Genomic DNA, 14,668 nt, shown 5'->3' on the forward strand with positions numbered 1-14,668 from the left:
TCCTGCGCAAAACCGTTTCACACTTTTGCTGGAAATGCTTCAATGGTCGATAGCTGGCAATTCTGGGCGCTGATGTCGGCGGTTTTTGCCGCGCTGACGGCGATCTTCGCCAAGATAGGCATTCAGGGCATCAATTCGGATTTTGCCACGCTCGTGCGCACGCTGGTTATCATCGGTGCTTTGTGCCTGTTTCTGACCGTTACCGGCCAATGGCAGAAACCCGGCGAGATTTCAGGAAGATCGTGGCTGTTTCTGGTGCTTTCAGGTCTGGCGACCGGCGCGTCGTGGCTTGCCTATTTTCGGGCCCTGCAGATCGGTGACGCATCGCGCGTCGCACCGATCGACAAATTGTCGGTTGTGCTGGTGGCTCTGTTCGGTGCGGCATTCCTTGGCGAGCGCATGTCCACCATCAATTGGTTCGGTATTCTGCTTATCGGCTGCGGCGTAGTGCTGGTCGCGCTTCGGGTTTAGAGCGCATCCCGAAAAGTGTGAAACGGTTTTCGGACAAGATGCGCGGTTCAAAACAAATATTTAGAGCGCTGATCTGATACAATCAGATCGAAACGCGCTCTAAAACCCGACCCACTGGCGCAGTGGATTGGTTCCATCCATCAGAAGGCGAACTGCCAGCGCCAGGCTGACCACGATCAGAAGCGGCTTGATGATGCGCGAGCCGATCTTCATGGCAAGGCTTGCGCCGATCTGCGCGCCGATGAACTGGGCGACGCCCATGCAGATGCCGATCTTCCAGTTGATGACACCGACCGCGGCAAAGGTTGCGAAGCCGCCGACATTGGATGCGCAGTTGAGGAGCTTCGTGTGCGCAGTAGCTTTCAGCACACCAAAACCGGCCAGTGCCACAAAAGCGAGCATGAAGAACGATCCGGTTCCGGGGCCGAAGAGACCGTCGTAAAAACCAATCAGCGGCACCAACGTCACACCAAACAGAAACGGACCGATGCGCCGCGCACGGTCGACATCGCCGAGGCTCGGCTTGACGGCAAAATAAACCGCAATCGCGATGAGCAGGATCGGGAGAGCCGCGCGCATGATGTCGACAGGCAGAACCGTTGCCAGCAAAGCGCCGAATACTGAGCCGACGAGGGAGGCAAGCGCTTCGGGCCAGTGTTGCTTGATGTCCACGTGCCCTTTGCGGGCATAGGCGATGGTTGCCGATGACGAACCGAACAGCCCCTGTAGCTTGTTCGTGCCCAGCGCTTCAACGGGGGGGATACCGGCCAGCAACAAGGCGGGGATTGTAATCATTCCGCCCCCGCCGGCGATGGAGTCGATGATCCCGGCAATGAATGCCGCAGCCGTCAGGAGCAGGGTAAGCGTGTCGAAGAATTCAAGCATCGGGGGAGCCTAAAGGAGAGGTTGGCGCAACATAGAGCAGTGGCTCGGGGAACGCCAGTCGAACAATAATAATCTCTGAAGAAAGCCAGTACGTTGAGCGAGATTGTTTTCCAATGCATCCGGCGTTATTCATTATACGTTGGCTGACAGTTTTGAGGGGTTCCATGAGCGAGAGCATTTTTGAGCGGATCACCGCTTTTCTCAGCAAGAAGAGCGCCGTGCAGCGTGTAGCCGACGATCCGGCGCTCGCTTCTGAATTGCTTTTGCTGTTGCATGTGGTGTTTGCCGATGGCGACCAGCATCCCGCTGAAATAGCCGCGTTCAAGGAAATTGCCGAAAAGAATTTCGGCATTCCGCCGGAAGAGCTTCCGGAAGTGGCTGAGTATCTCAAGGATTTCGCCTACGAGACGACAACCAAGCAGGCAGCCAACATGCTGGCAGAGATGGCGCCGGAGCGCCGTTTGGCATTGCTGAGTGACCTCGTGAAGATTGCTTGTTCAGATAACCGGCTTGATCGTTCCGAGGCAACGATGATCCAGCGCATTGCCGATACGCTCGGAGTGAAGCCGGAAGAGCTGCACAAAGCGCGCCAGTCGTCACCCTGTGGGTTCTAGGAACTACAACACAGTCCTTGGCATGGGTGGCTCGTCGGGTGTGACATTCGACGAGCTTTTGACCTTGGCCGATCAGGTGCTGTCACAAGGTGCATGTTCGCGGCCGGATGCCATAGCGACCTTGAGCACCAAGCGCGGCGATCCGATATGGACTGAGCTTGCGGCGCATTATGAATGTGCGCTTTGTTCCTTCGATGCTGAGCGGTTGGAACAGGAAACACCACGTCTCAAAAACCCATCGGAAGCTGTTTTTCGCTCTGTCGGATGTCATGGCGTTGCTGAATCCGCTGCGCTTGCTGCTATCGGTCCCGATGGTTTTCTTGTGGTAGAGAAGATTGCACTCGGCCGGGCAACTGCCGCCTTGGCGGTTGCCCGGTCCTGAGCCTGCATTATGCGATAACCGTTTTACGCCACTGAATAATGTAGGCTGCCAGCGTAGCAACCGAAAGCAGAGCTGCGGTCGCCATGATGACGGCAACATAAGCATTCTCAAAAGCCACCGATGCCAGTACTGTCAGAGTTTGTGCATCTGCTGGCGGTAGAGATTGAGCCACCAGAAGCGCTTCGTCCAGACTGTCGCGCACAATTGCGGGGATGCCTGCGCCTTCAGGAATCACAAGGCTTGCCGTGTAGAATACGGACAGAATGCTTCCGAAAACAGTGACACCGAGCGCATTGCCGAGTTCAAAGGAGACTTCTTCAACGGAAGCCGCCATGCCTGCCTTTTCGACCGGTGCGTTCGTCATGATTGCCGATGATGCACCCGTCATGGTCGCACCGACCCCGAAGCCGAGAATTGCAAGCCCGGCCAGATAAAACGACGCCGAAGTCTTGTAGGTCAGAATATAGACAATAACGCCGAGCGCCGTGATCCCCAGTGACGACCACAGGAGTCTGCCAGCGCCGAGGCGCGGCAGCATAATACCGGCGAGTGGACCGGCAACGAAGGCAGCCAGAGGGATCGGCAAGATCGACAATCCGGCATGCAAGGGTGTCATTCCTTCAATCAGTTGCATACGTTGGCTGAAGACGAGTTCCATGCCCGTCATAGATCCGGAGGCTACAAGGGCCGCGAAAACGCCCATCGAAAACAGCTTGTTGTTAAACAGGGAGAAGTCGATTAGCGGTTCGTCGCTTGCGAGTTGCCTACGCACGAAGATGAACGAGGCGACCAGTCCGACTGTCAGCACAGCTCCGAACACGATCATCGACGCATCGCGTTTTGCGAGCTCTTTCACGGCATAGGTGAGCGCAATTAGTCCAACCATGATCTGGACAGAACCGATCAAATCCCATTTGCGTTTTGAACCAAGCGGACGGTTTTCGAGTGTGAAGACGGAGAGTGCCAGCGCGACCAGCACGACGGGCACATTGATAAGGAAGACCGATCCCCACCAGAAATATTCGAGCAGAATGCCGCCTGCCACAGGGCCGATAGCTGCACCACCTGATGCAATGGCCGCCCAAATGCCGATCGCAAGCGAACGCTCTTTATCATCGGTGAATGTCAGCCGAATGATGGAGAGTGTCGCTGGCATCATCATAGCGGCACCGCAAGCCAGAAATGCGCGGGCGGCGATAAGAAACTCCGGGTTTGGTGAATAAGCTGCGCAGAAGGAGGCAAGCCCGAAGATCGCCAATCCCGACATGAACATGCGTTTGTGGCCGACCTTGTCGCCGAGCGTACCGAGGCCAGGCAGAAGGCCCGCAACGACGAGCGGATAAATATTCATGATCCAGAGCTTTTCCGAAGCACTGGCTGCCAGATCGTGGGTGAGGCGGGGCAGCGCCGTGTAAAGCACGGTCATGTCCACGACGATCAGGAACAATGCGCTGGAAACGATAGTCAGAACCAGCCAGCGATTTTTCGGCAACATTGGATAGCACCTTTTCAATACGCTTGTATTCAAACTTGCAAGGAGCGCTCACTTAATATAAATCCGTCTGTATGGAAAGTAATAATTTGCACAAAATGGGCAGACCGCGTTCAATCGACCGCGACCATGTGCTCGATATGGCGGAAAAGCTCGTCGCTGAAGGCGGCCTGGCGGCCCTGACCATGGACGCTGTCGCACAGGCTTCCGGTGTGACCAAAGGGGGCGTTCAGTATTGCTTCGGCAATAAGGACGGGCTTTTAAAAGCGATGATCGGGCGGTGGGGCGACCGTTTCGATGCGCAGGTGACCAAGAAAACGCATGGCCGCATGGACGCGCTTTCTCATATCGCGGCTCATATTCGCGTGACCCGCGAAAGCGATGCCGAAGATGACTCGCGCTTTGCGGCTATGATGACCAGTCTCATTCCGAATACCGAATATCTGGACGAAACCCGCCTCTGGTATCGCAAGCAATGGGATGGGCTTGATGTCTCCACACCGGAGGGACGCAGGACTCGCCTCGCTTTCATAGCCAATGAAGGTGCCTTCCTGTTGCGCAGCTTCAATTTCTTCGAACTGACGGACGAAGAATGGCAATCGATCTTCAACGATATCGAAGAGTTGCTGCCGGAAACGGATTGACTTTCGAAGCTATGGACAGTCATGTCCGAGGTTCAGGAAGGGAAGATCGTGACAGTTCATTTCATTGGCGCCGGTCCCGGCGCAGCGGACCTTATCACCGTGCGTGGTCTGCGCCTGATCGAGCAATGTCCTGTCTGCATCTATGCGGGATCGCTGGTGCCGAAAGAAGTCGTTGCGGGTGCGCCGAAAGATGCGCGTTTGATCGACAGCTCATCGCTAACCCTTGATGAGATTATCGCTGAAATGGAAGCCGCACATGCGCAAGGTTTCGACGTTGCACGAGTGCATTCCGGCGATCCGTCGATCTATGGCGCGATGGCCGAACAGATGCGTCGGCTGGACAGCCTCGGTATCCCTTATGACGTGACGCCAGGTGTACCTGCTTTTGCGGCGGCTGCCGCCGCCATGAAACAGGAACTGACCATTCCGGAGGTCAACCAGACCATCATCCTGACCCGCACCTCGATGAAATCGTCTGCGATGCCTGAAGGCGAAGACCTTGCCACGCTCGGGCGGTCGCGAGCGACGCTGGTGATTCATCTTTCCATCCGAAACCTCAGCAAAATCGAGACCGATCTGATACCTCTTTACGGTGCTGATTGTCCGGTGGTTATCGCCTATCGCATTGGATGGCCTGACGAACAGATTCTACGCGGTACGTTGTCGGATATAGCGGAGAAGGTGGCCGCATCCGGGTTGAAACGCACGGCAATGATTTTTGTCGGGCGCGGACTGGGCCCTAAAAGCTTTCGCGATTCAGCGCTTTATCATGAAGCGCATAGCCACGTGGCGCGTTCAAAAGCCTAGCGCTGCGCGGGCGAATGCGATTGCATCTTCCGGCGAGGCGACAATGTTTTTGGCCGCAACCGGTGGGCGGGCAATCATCATGACGGGAAGTCCAAGCGCACGGGCTGCCTCGATTTTTGCATAGGAAATGGTGCCGCCTGAATTGCGGCTGGCGATCAGCCCGATCCGGCGGTTTTCCAGAAAATGCCTTTCCGCAGTGTAGTCGCCGGGTCTTGCCAGAACGATCTCGCAATCCTGTGGCAGTGTCACATCCGGCGGATCGATCATGCGAATGATGAAATGAACATCGGCACGCTCCGCAAAGGGGGCGATATGCTGGCGACCGAGCGCCAGAAACACACGCTCACCGGACGGGATAGCATTCGCTGCTTCGGCTTCATCGGAAATATCAACCCAATGATCTTCCGGCTTTTTCTCCCAAGCGGGGCGCTCCAACCTCACCAATGGTATGCCGCGCTTGCCTGCCGCCTGAATCGCATTTTGCGAGATGCGTGCAGCATAGGGATGGGTCGCATCGATGATGAGATCGATCCCTTCGCTGTCGAGATAGGCGGCAAGGCCGTCAATGCCTCCGAAGCCACCGCTTCGAACTGTTCCGGTCAGTTTCGCCGGATTACTGGTGCGTCCGGCAAGCGATGTGATGGCATTGACGGGCAGTTTCGCAAAGGCCGTTGCAAGCGCCGCAGCCTCGGCCGTTCCGCCCAGAATGAGTATCTTTGGTTCAGACGCGGGCAAGGATATTTCCACTGCGGTCAGTCACGATAATCTCGACTTCGACGGGCGCCTCGCGAAGGGTTTCGAGCGCTGTTTCCTTTGCCTTCAATGCAATTGGCGTTGCCATGTCGATACCAATTGATCGAGTCAGTTCAAGCACTTCCAAGGCAGTGTTCGCAAAAAGAATCTGATCCTTAATGCTTTCCGGCGCGCCAGCTTTTTCGGCAATGCACCAAAGGAAGTTCTTGTCCACTTGCGACCGTGAGGAATGGAGATCGAGAGCACCTTGGGCGAGCTTTGTAAGCTTGGCGAAACCGCCTGCGATTGTCAGTTTGTCGATGGGGTGGTCACGCAGATATTTGAGCACACCGCCCGCGAAATCGCCCATATCGAGAATTGCAAAATCCGGCAGATCATAGAGCGCTTGCGCGGCATCCTCGGAAGTCGAGCCGGTTGCGCCGAGTACGTGTTTCTGCCCGGCTGCGCGTGCAACGTCGATGCCGCGATGGATCGAATGAATCCAGGCCGAACAGGAAAACGGGTGGACCACACCGGTGGTGCCGAGAATGGAAATGCCGCCGACGATACCGAGGCGCGGGTTCCACGTTTTCTTGGCAATCTCTTCGCCGCCGGGCACCGATATCGTAATGACGAGGTCGGCGGGCAGGCCATATTCCGCGCAAATCTGCTCGCATATTTCCGTCATCATGCGGCGCGGAACCGGATTGATGGCAGCTTCGCCTGGAGGAATTTGCAAGCCGGGCCGTGTAACTGTTCCAACCCCTTCACCGGCGCGAAAGACGACGCCAGTGCCGGGAGGGGCCGGGAATACTGTCGAGATGATCGTGGCGCCATGGGTCACGTCGGGATCGTCGCCCGCATCCTTGACGATGCCTGCCATCGCATAGCCTTCGCCCAGTCCCTCATAGGCAAGCTGGAAATAGGGTACTTCCCCTTTGGGCAGAATTATGCCGACAGGGTCGGGAAATTCTCCGGTAATGAGCGCTGTCAATGCAGCCTTGGTGGCAGCGGTTGCGCAGGCGCCAGTGGTCCAGCCGCGGCGAAGCTCGGCTTTTTCCTGACTTTTATTCGTTGGAGCGGTTTCGTCATTCATGGACGCCTTATAATGTATCTGATAGCTGTGCCGCCAGATAGAATAGTGGTTGATGAAAATGAACAAGGCTAAAGAAACGGCTGCATGTGTCATTGCGAGGAGCAAAGTGACCCTGCCTGTGATTGAACCCGGCCACGTCTGGCTCGTTGGAGCCGGGCCGGGCGACCCCGGCCTTTTGACGCTTCATGCTGTCAATGCTCTGCAGCAGGCGGATGTCATCGTTTATGACGCGCTGGTGGATGATGCCTGTCTTTCTCTCAAGAATGCGGATGCTGTTCTGGAATATGCAGGCAAACGCGGTGGTAAGCCGTCGCCGAAACAGCGCGATATATCCTTGCGGCTTGTCGAACTTGCGAAACAGGGCAAGAAGGTGCTGCGGCTCAAGGGCGGCGATCCGTTCGTGTTCGGACGGGGAGCAGAAGAGGCGCTGACCTTGGTAGAACATGGTGTTCCGTTTCGCATCGTGCCGGGCGTCACCGCCGGAATCGGCGGGCTTGCCTATGCAGGCATTGCCGTGACCCATCGAGATATCAATCAGGCGGTAACGTTCCTGACCGGTCACGACGCAACCGGTGCTATGCCGGATGGCGTCGATTGGGCGGGCATTGCCAGATCATCGCCTGTCATCGTCATGTATATGGCGATGAAACATATAGACCTTATTGCCAAGCGGCTAATTGAGGCTGGACGTTCGCAGGATGAGCCTGTGGCCTTCGTGTGCAATGCAAGCCTCCCCAACCAGACCGTACTTGAAACAACATTGGGGCGGGCTGCGAAAGATGTTGAAGCGGCGGGGCTGAATCCGCCTGCAATCGTTGTTGTGGGCGAAGTGGTTCGTCTGCGTGCGGGGCTGGACTGGATGGGCGCGTTAAGCGGTAAAGTCCTGTCCAGCGACCCGCTGTCCAGACGAAACCAAAATGAGGGAGCGCAAAGCGCATGAAGGGGTTCATGATAGCAGCGCCAGCTTCCGGCTCTGGCAAGACAACGGTAACACTGGGTTTGCTGCGCGCCTTGAAACGGCGGGGAGAAGCGCTTGCGCCGGTGAAGGTTGGTCCCGACTATATTGACCCCGCCTATCACAAGGCTGCGAGCGGTGCGGACTGCTTTAATCTGGACCCGTGGGCGATGCGCCCTGAACTAATCAGTGCGCTTTCCTCCCGCATGACAGAAAGCGGTTCCAAACTATTGGTTGCCGAGGGCATGATGGGGCTCTTCGACGGAGCGATAGACGGCAAGGGTTCTTCTGCCGATCTGGCCCGGCTTCTCGATCTTCCGGTAGTGCTGGTGGTGGATTGCGCGAAGCAATCGCATTCCATTGCAGCGCTGGTGTGGGGTTTCAGCCAGTCCCGCAAGGATGTTCTGATCGCGGGAATTATCCTCAATCGCGTCGGTAGCCTACGCCATGAGGCGATGTTGCGCGGCGCGCTGGAGCCACTCGGCATTCCGGTTCTCGGTGCCTTGCCTCGTGATGTCGCTCTTTCCCTGCCGGAAAGGCACCTCGGGCTGGTGCAGGCGGGCGAGCATGCCGATCTTGAAAACTTTCTCGAACACGCTGCCGATGTGATGGAAACGCATATCGATCTGGACGCGCTGCAGACGATCTGGTCGCGGCCGAAGCGTTTCGATGCGATGGCCAACGTTCCGCGCCTGAAGCCGCTTGGCAATCATATCGCCGTTGCCCGCGACGATGCATTCGCCTTTGCCTATGCGCATTTGTTTGAAGGCTGGCGCAGGCGAGGGGTGGAGATTTCGTTCTTCTCACCTCTCAGCGATGAATCTCCGAGACAGGATGCCGACGCAATCTATCTGCCGGGCGGTTATCCTGAATTGCATGCAGGGCGTTTGGCGCAGGCCGGACGTTTTCAGGCGGGTATACGCGAAGCTGCAGCGCGTGGGGTAAGGGTTTACGGCGAATGCGGCGGCTACATGGTTCTCGGCGAGAGCTTGCAGGATGCAGAGGGTGTTGCCCACCCTATGCTGGGGCTTCTGCCGCTCGAAACGAGCTTTGCGAAAAGAAAGCTGCATCTTGGCTATCGCGTACTGGAACCGCTTGCAGGTTCGCCTTGGGCTGAGCCATTAAAGGCGCATGAGTTTCACTATGCCAGCATCGTACGCGAAGGAAAGGCGGATCGTCTTTTCCGTGCACGTGATGCTGTCGGCGACGATGTTGGTGAGGTGGGGCTGCGGGTCGGTTCCGTTTCAGGCTCGTTCATGCATGTGATCGATTTTTGCGGAGAGAAAGCTTGAGTGCAGAAATCGAGCATGGCGGTGCGCTCGACAGGGCCATCGCGCGCTTTGGCGGCAGGCCGCAAGATTGGCTCGACCTTTCGACGGGCATCAATCCCGAGCATTTTCCACTTCCCGAACTGACACCGGCAATCTGGAACCGCCTGCCGGACGAGGGGCTGTTGCAGGAAACGCTGCGGCTGGCCCGCAGCTATTATCGGCTGAACGAGAAAGCACCAATTGTTGCAGCTCCGGGCACGCAGGCTTTGATCCAGCTTGTTCCGACACTGGCTGCCCCGTCGACGGTTGCCGTCCTCGGGCCGACCTATCAGGAGCACGCGGCCTCATTTTCCGCTTCCGGCTGGAAGGCCGTGCAATGCGCGACGATTGACGAAATTCCAGACGAGGCGACTGCGGCAGTCATCGTTAATCCGAACAATCCCGACGGCCGTGTGATTTCGAAAGAGGCTCTCCTGCACCTTTCGCAAAAGCTCGGTGCTCGCGGCGGATTTCTTGTTGTTGACGAGGCTTTCGCTGATGCGCATGAAGCCGTTAGCGTCGCGGCAAATGCGGAAGATGCACCGATGATCGTGCTGAAATCCTTCGGCAAGTTCTTCGGTCTTGCTGGCATTCGGTTGGGCTTTGCAATTGCAAGCGCCCGTTTCGTTGAGACATTGGAGCGGCGGCTAGGACCATGGGCGGTTTCCGGCCCGGCGCTGGCAATCGCCAATCACGCTTTCAGCAATGCCGGAACGCTTGCGGATTATCGCGCCCGTATCGATCTGCGGCGGCTGGAATTGTCGGCTGTTCTGGAAAAAAACAGTCTGAAGGAAATTGGCGGAACGGCGCTGTTTTCTCTCGTTGAACATGCGGATGCACTGGGGATTTATACCAGATTGTGCGAGAGACATATTCTGGTCCGGAAGTTCGATTACGCCCCGCGCTGGTTGCGCATTGGTTTGCCTTTGGATGATGTGGCGCTTGCGCGGTTTGAAAAGGCGTTGAAATTTTGATTCAGTTTTTCTGGTCAAGCTCATGGAAATAAAGCTGATTATCCTTTCGCTGGCGCTTCTTCTGGATCGCTTTGTCGGCGACCCGCCACAGCTATGGCACAGGGTGCCGCACCCGGTCGTCCTGTTCGGGAAAGCAATTTCGTGGGGCGAAAAGCGTTGGAACAATCGCAATCTTCCTGCCTCGGTGCTTCGTCGAAATGGCATGTGGCTGACGGTTGGGCTGGTGATGGCCTGCGTAGTTCTCGGGCTTGTGCTTGAACTCTCTTTACCTTTCGCCGGGACTGCCGGTGCAATTGCTGAAATCCTGATCGTGACGGTATTGCTTGCACAGAAAAGCCTTGCGGATCATGTTCAGGCGGTCGCGCTGGCATTGCGGGAGCAGGGTATCGAGGGCGGTCGCCGGGCCGTGTCGATGATCGTCGGGCGCAATCCCGAACATCTAGATGAAGGCGGCGTCAGCCGTGCAGCGATAGAAAGTCTTGCCGAGAACGCCTCAGATGGCATTGTTGCGCCTGCGTTCTGGTTTCTGGTTGGCGGCTTGCCAGGCCTCTTCGCCTACAAGCTCATCAACACTGCCGACTCTATGATCGGTCATCTGAATGACCGCTATCGTCACTTCGGTCGTTTTGCCGCAAAGCTGGACGATGTCGCCAACTATATCCCGGCCAGACTGACCGGGCTGTTTGCTTCCCTTGCCACTGCGATCACGAAAGACAGGCTTTCGGGAAAAGAGGCGTTCGCGGTCATGCGCCGTGATGCGCGTCTGCATCGCTCGCCCAATGCCGGCTGGCCGGAATCGGCCTTTGCAGGCGGGCTGGGATTGGCGCTTGCCGGTCCGCGCCAATATGGTGCCGAAAAAGTCGAAGGGCCGATGCTGAATGCATCCGGCAAACGCGACGCCAACGCCGATGATATCGATGCCGCGCTTCATCTTTTCTGGTCGACGATGAGCCTGATGACCGGACTGGTGATTGCTGCAAGCCTGATTGGACTACTTGTCGGCTAACACGAACCGCTTGCCATCGAAACGCTGCAGGCGGTTTGGGTTGTCGGTTCGGATACCGTTGCCATCGAACTTGATGGTGCCAAGAACGGTTTCAAAGGAATTATTGCGAAGTGTGTCGGTAATCGGCTGCTTCTGCTCGTCGGCTCGCTTGATTACATCCGCAGGGATTTCCGCGCTGGCATAGCCAAGGATTGCATAGGCATCTGCAAGTTTACCGGCCTGACGCAATGCATCGATTGCAGGCTTTGCCGTCGAAAGATCCTGTGGACGGAGCGGCGCGATCATCAAGGTTCCCTGACTTAAGGGCTGTGCGCCGGGGGCGGCATCAAGAAGACTACCGCCTGCAATCGTCAACGGATAGTTGAGCGCGGCAGCACTTGCGCCTATAGCCGCTATATCCTCACGCTCGCCGCCAACATAAACATGGGTAGCGCCTGCACGTCGCAGTCGGGCGACCAGCGCATTCTGATTGTCTAGGCCCGGACGATAGGTGTCTGTGAAAACCGGCTGCAATTGCTGCTCTTTAAGACTTGTCAGAACACGGGCGGCGCGTTCGCGCCCTTCGATGGTGCCGTCATCGATGATTGCGAAGGGTTGGGCGCGCCAAAGGCTGCCAAGGAAGCTCCCGGTCGCCTGCGTTTCCTTCTCAAGACCGGTTGCAAGACGGAATACCGCCATAGGTGCGGGCGCTCGCCTTTCAGTCAGTGTTGGTTCGCTGACGCCTGATGTCACAACGGGTATATTGCTGGCTGCGAGGACGGGAAGTGCTGCCTCAAGCGCTTCGGGGCACAGGAAACCGGTCGCTATCCGGACGTTTTCCTTCACGAACTGCTCTGCGGCCTCCTTGCCGCCTTCGGCATCGCAACGGTCATCGAAAATAACGAGTTCTGTACTTTTCGCTGTCGCGGCGACGCGGGCGCCTTCCGCCAGCTGATTGCCCAATGGAGCGAAAGTTCCGGAAAGCGGTGCTGCGAGCCCGACGCGCATATCCTCTGCCTGTGCCAATACCGAACTGGCCAGCAGTATGAGGATGATACTTGTCAGCGCTGCAGTCGGACGTTTCCCAAGCTCGATCACGTGATCCGTCTTCATTAAACAATTCGTGGCATTTTCAACGAAAAGTGGGTAGCTGTTTCCTCGCCTTTGTGCAATGCCCGTTATGGGGGCCTGTTATTTGGGCCGTTATTGTGGGCTAGTTAATAAAGTAGCTGGCTTCAGGTGACATGCCAAAGGGCGAGACGGATTCTGTTTGACGTGCAAACGATTAAGAACATCATTTCAAGTGCAGCTTCGGTGGAATCCAAGTCTTATCGGGATGCGATGAGTCATTACGCCGGCGCAGTGCAGATCGTCACGACGGCCGGTGGTGCAGGAAGGCGCGGTCTTACGCTGACTGCCGCCTGTTCGGTGTCGGACAATCCGCCGACGATCCTGATTTGCCTGCAGAAGATTCATGAAGAAAACCGGCTGTTTATCGAGAACGGTGTTTTTGCTGTGAACACGCTCGCAGGGTCGCATCAGCAGCTTGCGGATGCATTTTCCGGCCGTATCGGACTGACGCAGGATGAGCGTTTCGAACTGGCGCGTTGGGATGTGCAGGTGACCGGAGCGCCCATATTGCAGGGTGCGCTTGCCGCTTTCGACTGCCGGGTTGTCAGCGTACAGGATCATTCCACGCATCACGTGCTCTTCGGGGAAGTCGTGGGCCTGCGGTCCAAATCCGAGGACGAGGCGCTGGTCTATCTCAACAGGCGCTACCATACGCTGGAGCTGTAATCCGATGAGCCATGGAATGTCGAAGCATGGAATTGGTGGCCTGTTTGGGGCATTGTTTCTGTTCTCGACTGTGATGGCATCGGGGGCAGCATCGTTGCCACCGTACAAGGACGATTATTTCGCCTATCCCACCATTATCAGCAGCGCTGACAATGGTGACTACAAGGTCATCGACTACAACGAGATGCGCGATATTAACGGGCGCGATGCGGTGCCCGAAAAGCGTGTAAAAGACGCCTATGTTTCGCTGAAGGCACGTGCCTACCAGAAGGATGTCACCTTTCAGACCGCTGCCGGGCCAGTGAAGGCCATGACAGCGGGCAAGCGCGAAGGCGCATCCTTCATCGTCATCTATCTGCATGGTCGGGGCGGCAATCGTTTGCAGGGCATGAATGATTTTACTTTTGGCGGCAATTTCAACCGTGTGAAGAATCTCGCGGCATTGAATGGCGGCCTCTACATCACGTCGGATTTCAAGGATTTTGCCGATACAGGCGAGGCGCAAATTGCCGGGCTGATCGAAGCAGCCAAGGCATCGTCGCCAAATGCTCCTTTGATCCTGTCCTGCGGCTCGCAAGGTGGAACGCTATGTTGGCGCATAGCCTCCAATGAAAAGGTGGGAAACCAGCTTGCTGGTCTCATTCTGCTGGGCTCGCTTTGGGATGACGGATTCTTCAAGTCGCCGGCGTTCAGGAAGCGCGTGCCGGTCTTCTTCGGTCACGGCAGCCGTGATCCGGTTTTCGCAATCGACAAACAGGAAGCCTTTTACAGCGAAATACGCAAGCGTGTGCCAGGCTATCCGGTTCAGTTCCGGCGTTTCGAGAGCGGTAATCATGGCACGCCGATCCGTATGTCCGATTGGCGAGAGATGCTGAACTGGATTCTCGCAAAACAGCGATGACAGACTGTGGATGCGAATCGAAATTCTGGCAATGTGACCTTCCTGCCACTCGACAATCCGACAAAACCGAATAGTTATCGAACTTAAAAATTTTACCTATTCAGCAGATCCTATGAGGTAGATCATGTACGGACGCGCCCGCACCGGAGCCCGTTTTCTAGCCATTGCCATGTTGGCCCCGCTTGCCGCTGCCTGCACGACGACTGTACCGACCTCGACAGCGACGCCGGGCAAAACCGATGCGCCGGTTAGCGCACCTACGATTTCACTGCCGCGTTTCACGCCAACTGTTTATGTTGATCCAGCGCTCGCACAGCCTTGCATCACTGCAGCGGCCAACAAATACTTCCTGCCGGAACGCGTTATCTCTGCCGTCAATTCCCGTCCGGGTGCAGCAGGTGGAACCGACGTTGACCTTAAGGTCGATTTGCGTACGGCTGTTTGTCAGGTGACCGCCAAGGGCGGTGTGCGCGCCGTTATCGATACGTCGCCGAAAAGCGCTGATCAGGTTGCAGCCGAAGCTGCCGCTGCCAAGGCTGATGTAGCTGCCGCTACCCAGCCGAAAAAGGCCAAGGCAAAGAAGAACTGATTCAAGAATCGGAGCTAGCATATTAAGAAGGCAG

Annotated in this window: 17 protein-coding genes; 12 read left to right on the forward strand and 5 right to left on the reverse strand. The window is 56.7% G+C overall.

What is annotated here, in order from left to right:
- Window positions 1-42 precede the first annotated feature (42 nt).
- Window positions 43-471 (forward strand): EamA family transporter, encoded by a 429-nt coding sequence (locus tag HWX93_RS17840; RefSeq protein ID WP_176038129.1) that lies wholly within the window; start codon window positions 43-45, stop codon window positions 469-471.
- Between the two features lie 99 nt (window positions 472-570).
- Here the strand turns inward: HWX93_RS17840 and HWX93_RS17845 are convergent, their stop codons facing one another.
- The gene (locus HWX93_RS17845; protein ID WP_176038130.1) at window positions 571-1,356 is read right to left on the reverse strand and encodes a TSUP family transporter; all 786 of its coding nucleotides are present in this window, start codon (window positions 1,354-1,356) and stop codon (window positions 571-573) included.
- Between the two features lie 164 nt (window positions 1,357-1,520).
- On the opposite strand from HWX93_RS17845, the gene HWX93_RS17850 reads away from it, so the two are divergent.
- Both HWX93_RS17850 and HWX93_RS17855 read left to right on the forward strand, forming a co-directional pair.
- Window positions 1,521-1,970, forward strand: a complete 450-nt coding sequence (locus HWX93_RS17850) for a TerB family tellurite resistance protein (RefSeq protein WP_061346103.1) — start codon at window positions 1,521-1,523, stop codon at window positions 1,968-1,970.
- A 22-nt stretch (window positions 1,971-1,992) separates the two neighbouring features.
- Window positions 1,993-2,352, forward strand: a complete 360-nt coding sequence (locus HWX93_RS17855; RefSeq protein ID WP_176038131.1) for a cobalamin biosynthesis protein — start codon at window positions 1,993-1,995, stop codon at window positions 2,350-2,352.
- Window positions 2,353-2,359: 7 nt separating this feature from the next.
- On the opposite strand, the gene HWX93_RS17860 is transcribed toward HWX93_RS17855, so the two are convergent.
- Window positions 2,360-3,847: an MFS transporter gene (locus HWX93_RS17860; protein WP_176038132.1), complete on the reverse strand. Its 1,488-nt coding sequence runs from the start codon at window positions 3,845-3,847 to the stop codon at window positions 2,360-2,362.
- Between the two features lie 95 nt (window positions 3,848-3,942).
- Here HWX93_RS17860 and HWX93_RS17865 point away from each other — a divergent pair, with 95 nt between their 5' ends.
- Window positions 3,943-4,488, forward strand: coding sequence for a TetR/AcrR family transcriptional regulator (locus HWX93_RS17865; RefSeq protein WP_235969132.1), 546 nt, complete (start codon window positions 3,943-3,945; stop codon window positions 4,486-4,488).
- Window positions 4,489-4,536: 48 nt separating this feature from the next.
- Window positions 4,537-5,295 (forward strand): precorrin-4 C(11)-methyltransferase, encoded by a 759-nt coding sequence (cobM, locus tag HWX93_RS17870; protein ID WP_176038134.1) that lies wholly within the window; start codon window positions 4,537-4,539, stop codon window positions 5,293-5,295.
- Here the strand turns inward: cobM and HWX93_RS17875 are convergent.
- Both HWX93_RS17875 and HWX93_RS17880 read right to left on the reverse strand, forming a co-directional pair.
- The gene (locus tag HWX93_RS17875; RefSeq protein ID WP_176038135.1) at window positions 5,284-6,030 is read right to left on the reverse strand and encodes a cobalt-precorrin-6A reductase; all 747 of its coding nucleotides are present in this window, start codon (window positions 6,028-6,030) and stop codon (window positions 5,284-5,286) included. The two genes, cobM and HWX93_RS17875, sit on opposite strands and share 12 nt — an antisense overlap.
- Window positions 6,017-7,123 (reverse strand): cobalt-precorrin-5B (C(1))-methyltransferase, encoded by a 1,107-nt coding sequence (locus tag HWX93_RS17880; RefSeq protein ID WP_176038136.1) that lies wholly within the window; start codon window positions 7,121-7,123, stop codon window positions 6,017-6,019. Before HWX93_RS17880 ends, HWX93_RS17875 begins: the two co-directional genes overlap by 14 nt.
- A 58-nt stretch (window positions 7,124-7,181) precedes the next feature.
- Between HWX93_RS17880 and cobA the strand changes: the two genes are divergently transcribed.
- The 4 genes from cobA to cbiB are packed head-to-tail and all read left to right on the forward strand — an operon-like array spanning window position 7,182 to window position 11,368.
- The gene (gene cobA, locus HWX93_RS17885; protein ID WP_176038137.1) at window positions 7,182-8,063 is read left to right on the forward strand and encodes a uroporphyrinogen-III C-methyltransferase; all 882 of its coding nucleotides are present in this window, start codon (window positions 7,182-7,184) and stop codon (window positions 8,061-8,063) included.
- Window positions 8,060-9,370, forward strand: a complete 1,311-nt coding sequence (locus HWX93_RS17890) for a cobyrinate a,c-diamide synthase (RefSeq protein WP_176038138.1) — start codon at window positions 8,060-8,062, stop codon at window positions 9,368-9,370. Before cobA ends, HWX93_RS17890 begins: the two co-directional genes overlap by 4 nt.
- Window positions 9,367-10,362, forward strand: coding sequence for a threonine-phosphate decarboxylase CobD (gene cobD, locus HWX93_RS17895; RefSeq protein WP_176038139.1), 996 nt, complete (start codon window positions 9,367-9,369; stop codon window positions 10,360-10,362). The genes HWX93_RS17890 and cobD overlap by 4 nt, the downstream gene beginning before the upstream one ends.
- Before the next feature lie 22 nt (window positions 10,363-10,384).
- A complete protein-coding gene (gene cbiB / locus HWX93_RS17900) occupies window positions 10,385-11,368 on the forward strand; it encodes an adenosylcobinamide-phosphate synthase CbiB (RefSeq protein WP_176038140.1) in 984 nt (327 codons plus the stop codon).
- Here cbiB and HWX93_RS17905 read toward each other — a convergent pair.
- Window positions 11,354-12,445, reverse strand: a complete 1,092-nt coding sequence (locus HWX93_RS17905) for a branched-chain amino acid ABC transporter substrate-binding protein (RefSeq protein WP_176038155.1) — start codon at window positions 12,443-12,445, stop codon at window positions 11,354-11,356. The genes cbiB and HWX93_RS17905 overlap by 15 nt on opposite strands.
- 177 nt (window positions 12,446-12,622) lie before the next feature.
- Here HWX93_RS17905 and HWX93_RS17910 point away from each other — a divergent pair, with 177 nt between their 5' ends.
- The 3 genes from HWX93_RS17910 to HWX93_RS17920 all read left to right on the forward strand — a co-directional run bounded on the left by HWX93_RS17910 (window position 12,623) and on the right by HWX93_RS17920 (window position 14,634).
- Entirely contained in the window at window positions 12,623-13,144 is a 522-nt protein-coding gene (locus HWX93_RS17910) for a flavin reductase (RefSeq protein WP_176038141.1), read from the forward strand.
- A gap of 16 nt (window positions 13,145-13,160) precedes the next feature.
- Window positions 13,161-14,045 (forward strand): alpha/beta hydrolase, encoded by an 885-nt coding sequence (locus HWX93_RS17915; protein ID WP_176038142.1) that lies wholly within the window; start codon window positions 13,161-13,163, stop codon window positions 14,043-14,045.
- 124 nt (window positions 14,046-14,169) lie between these two features.
- Window positions 14,170-14,634 (forward strand): hypothetical protein, encoded by a 465-nt coding sequence (locus tag HWX93_RS17920; protein ID WP_176038143.1) that lies wholly within the window; start codon window positions 14,170-14,172, stop codon window positions 14,632-14,634.
- The last annotated feature ends 34 nt before the right edge of the window (window positions 14,635-14,668 follow it).

It is taken from the genome of Brucella tritici, from assembly GCF_902825325.1.
GTDB lineage: Bacteria > Pseudomonadota > Alphaproteobacteria > Rhizobiales > Rhizobiaceae > Brucella.

What these genes read in the sequence shown, in the direction of transcription:
- HWX93_RS17865 (WP_235969132.1), top strand. Translation starts at nt 3,943, where the DNA reads ATGGGCAGACCGCGTTCAATCGACCGCGACCATGTGCTCGATATGGCG.
- cbiB (WP_176038140.1), top strand. Translation starts at nt 10,385, where the DNA reads ATGGAAATAAAGCTGATTATCCTTTCGCTGGCGCTTCTTCTGGATCGC.
- HWX93_RS17890 (WP_176038138.1), top strand. Translation starts at nt 8,060, where the DNA reads ATGAAGGGGTTCATGATAGCAGCGCCAGCTTCCGGCTCTGGCAAGACA.
- HWX93_RS17855 (WP_176038131.1), top strand. Translation starts at nt 1,993, where the DNA reads ATGGGTGGCTCGTCGGGTGTGACATTCGACGAGCTTTTGACCTTGGCC.
- HWX93_RS17840 (WP_176038129.1), top strand. Translation starts at nt 43, where the DNA reads ATGGTCGATAGCTGGCAATTCTGGGCGCTGATGTCGGCGGTTTTTGCC.
- HWX93_RS17845 (WP_176038130.1), bottom strand. Translation starts at nt 1,356, where the DNA reads ATGCTTGAATTCTTCGACACGCTTACCCTGCTCCTGACGGCTGCGGCA.
- HWX93_RS17880 (WP_176038136.1), bottom strand. Translation starts at nt 7,123, where the DNA reads ATGAATGACGAAACCGCTCCAACGAATAAAAGTCAGGAAAAAGCCGAG.
- cobA (WP_176038137.1), top strand. Translation starts at nt 7,182, where the DNA reads ATGAACAAGGCTAAAGAAACGGCTGCATGTGTCATTGCGAGGAGCAAA.
- HWX93_RS17915 (WP_176038142.1), top strand. Translation starts at nt 13,161, where the DNA reads ATGTCGAAGCATGGAATTGGTGGCCTGTTTGGGGCATTGTTTCTGTTC.
- HWX93_RS17860 (WP_176038132.1), bottom strand. Translation starts at nt 3,847, where the DNA reads ATGTTGCCGAAAAATCGCTGGCTGGTTCTGACTATCGTTTCCAGCGCA.
- HWX93_RS17920 (WP_176038143.1), top strand. Translation starts at nt 14,170, where the DNA reads ATGTACGGACGCGCCCGCACCGGAGCCCGTTTTCTAGCCATTGCCATG.
- HWX93_RS17850 (WP_061346103.1), top strand. Translation starts at nt 1,521, where the DNA reads ATGAGCGAGAGCATTTTTGAGCGGATCACCGCTTTTCTCAGCAAGAAG.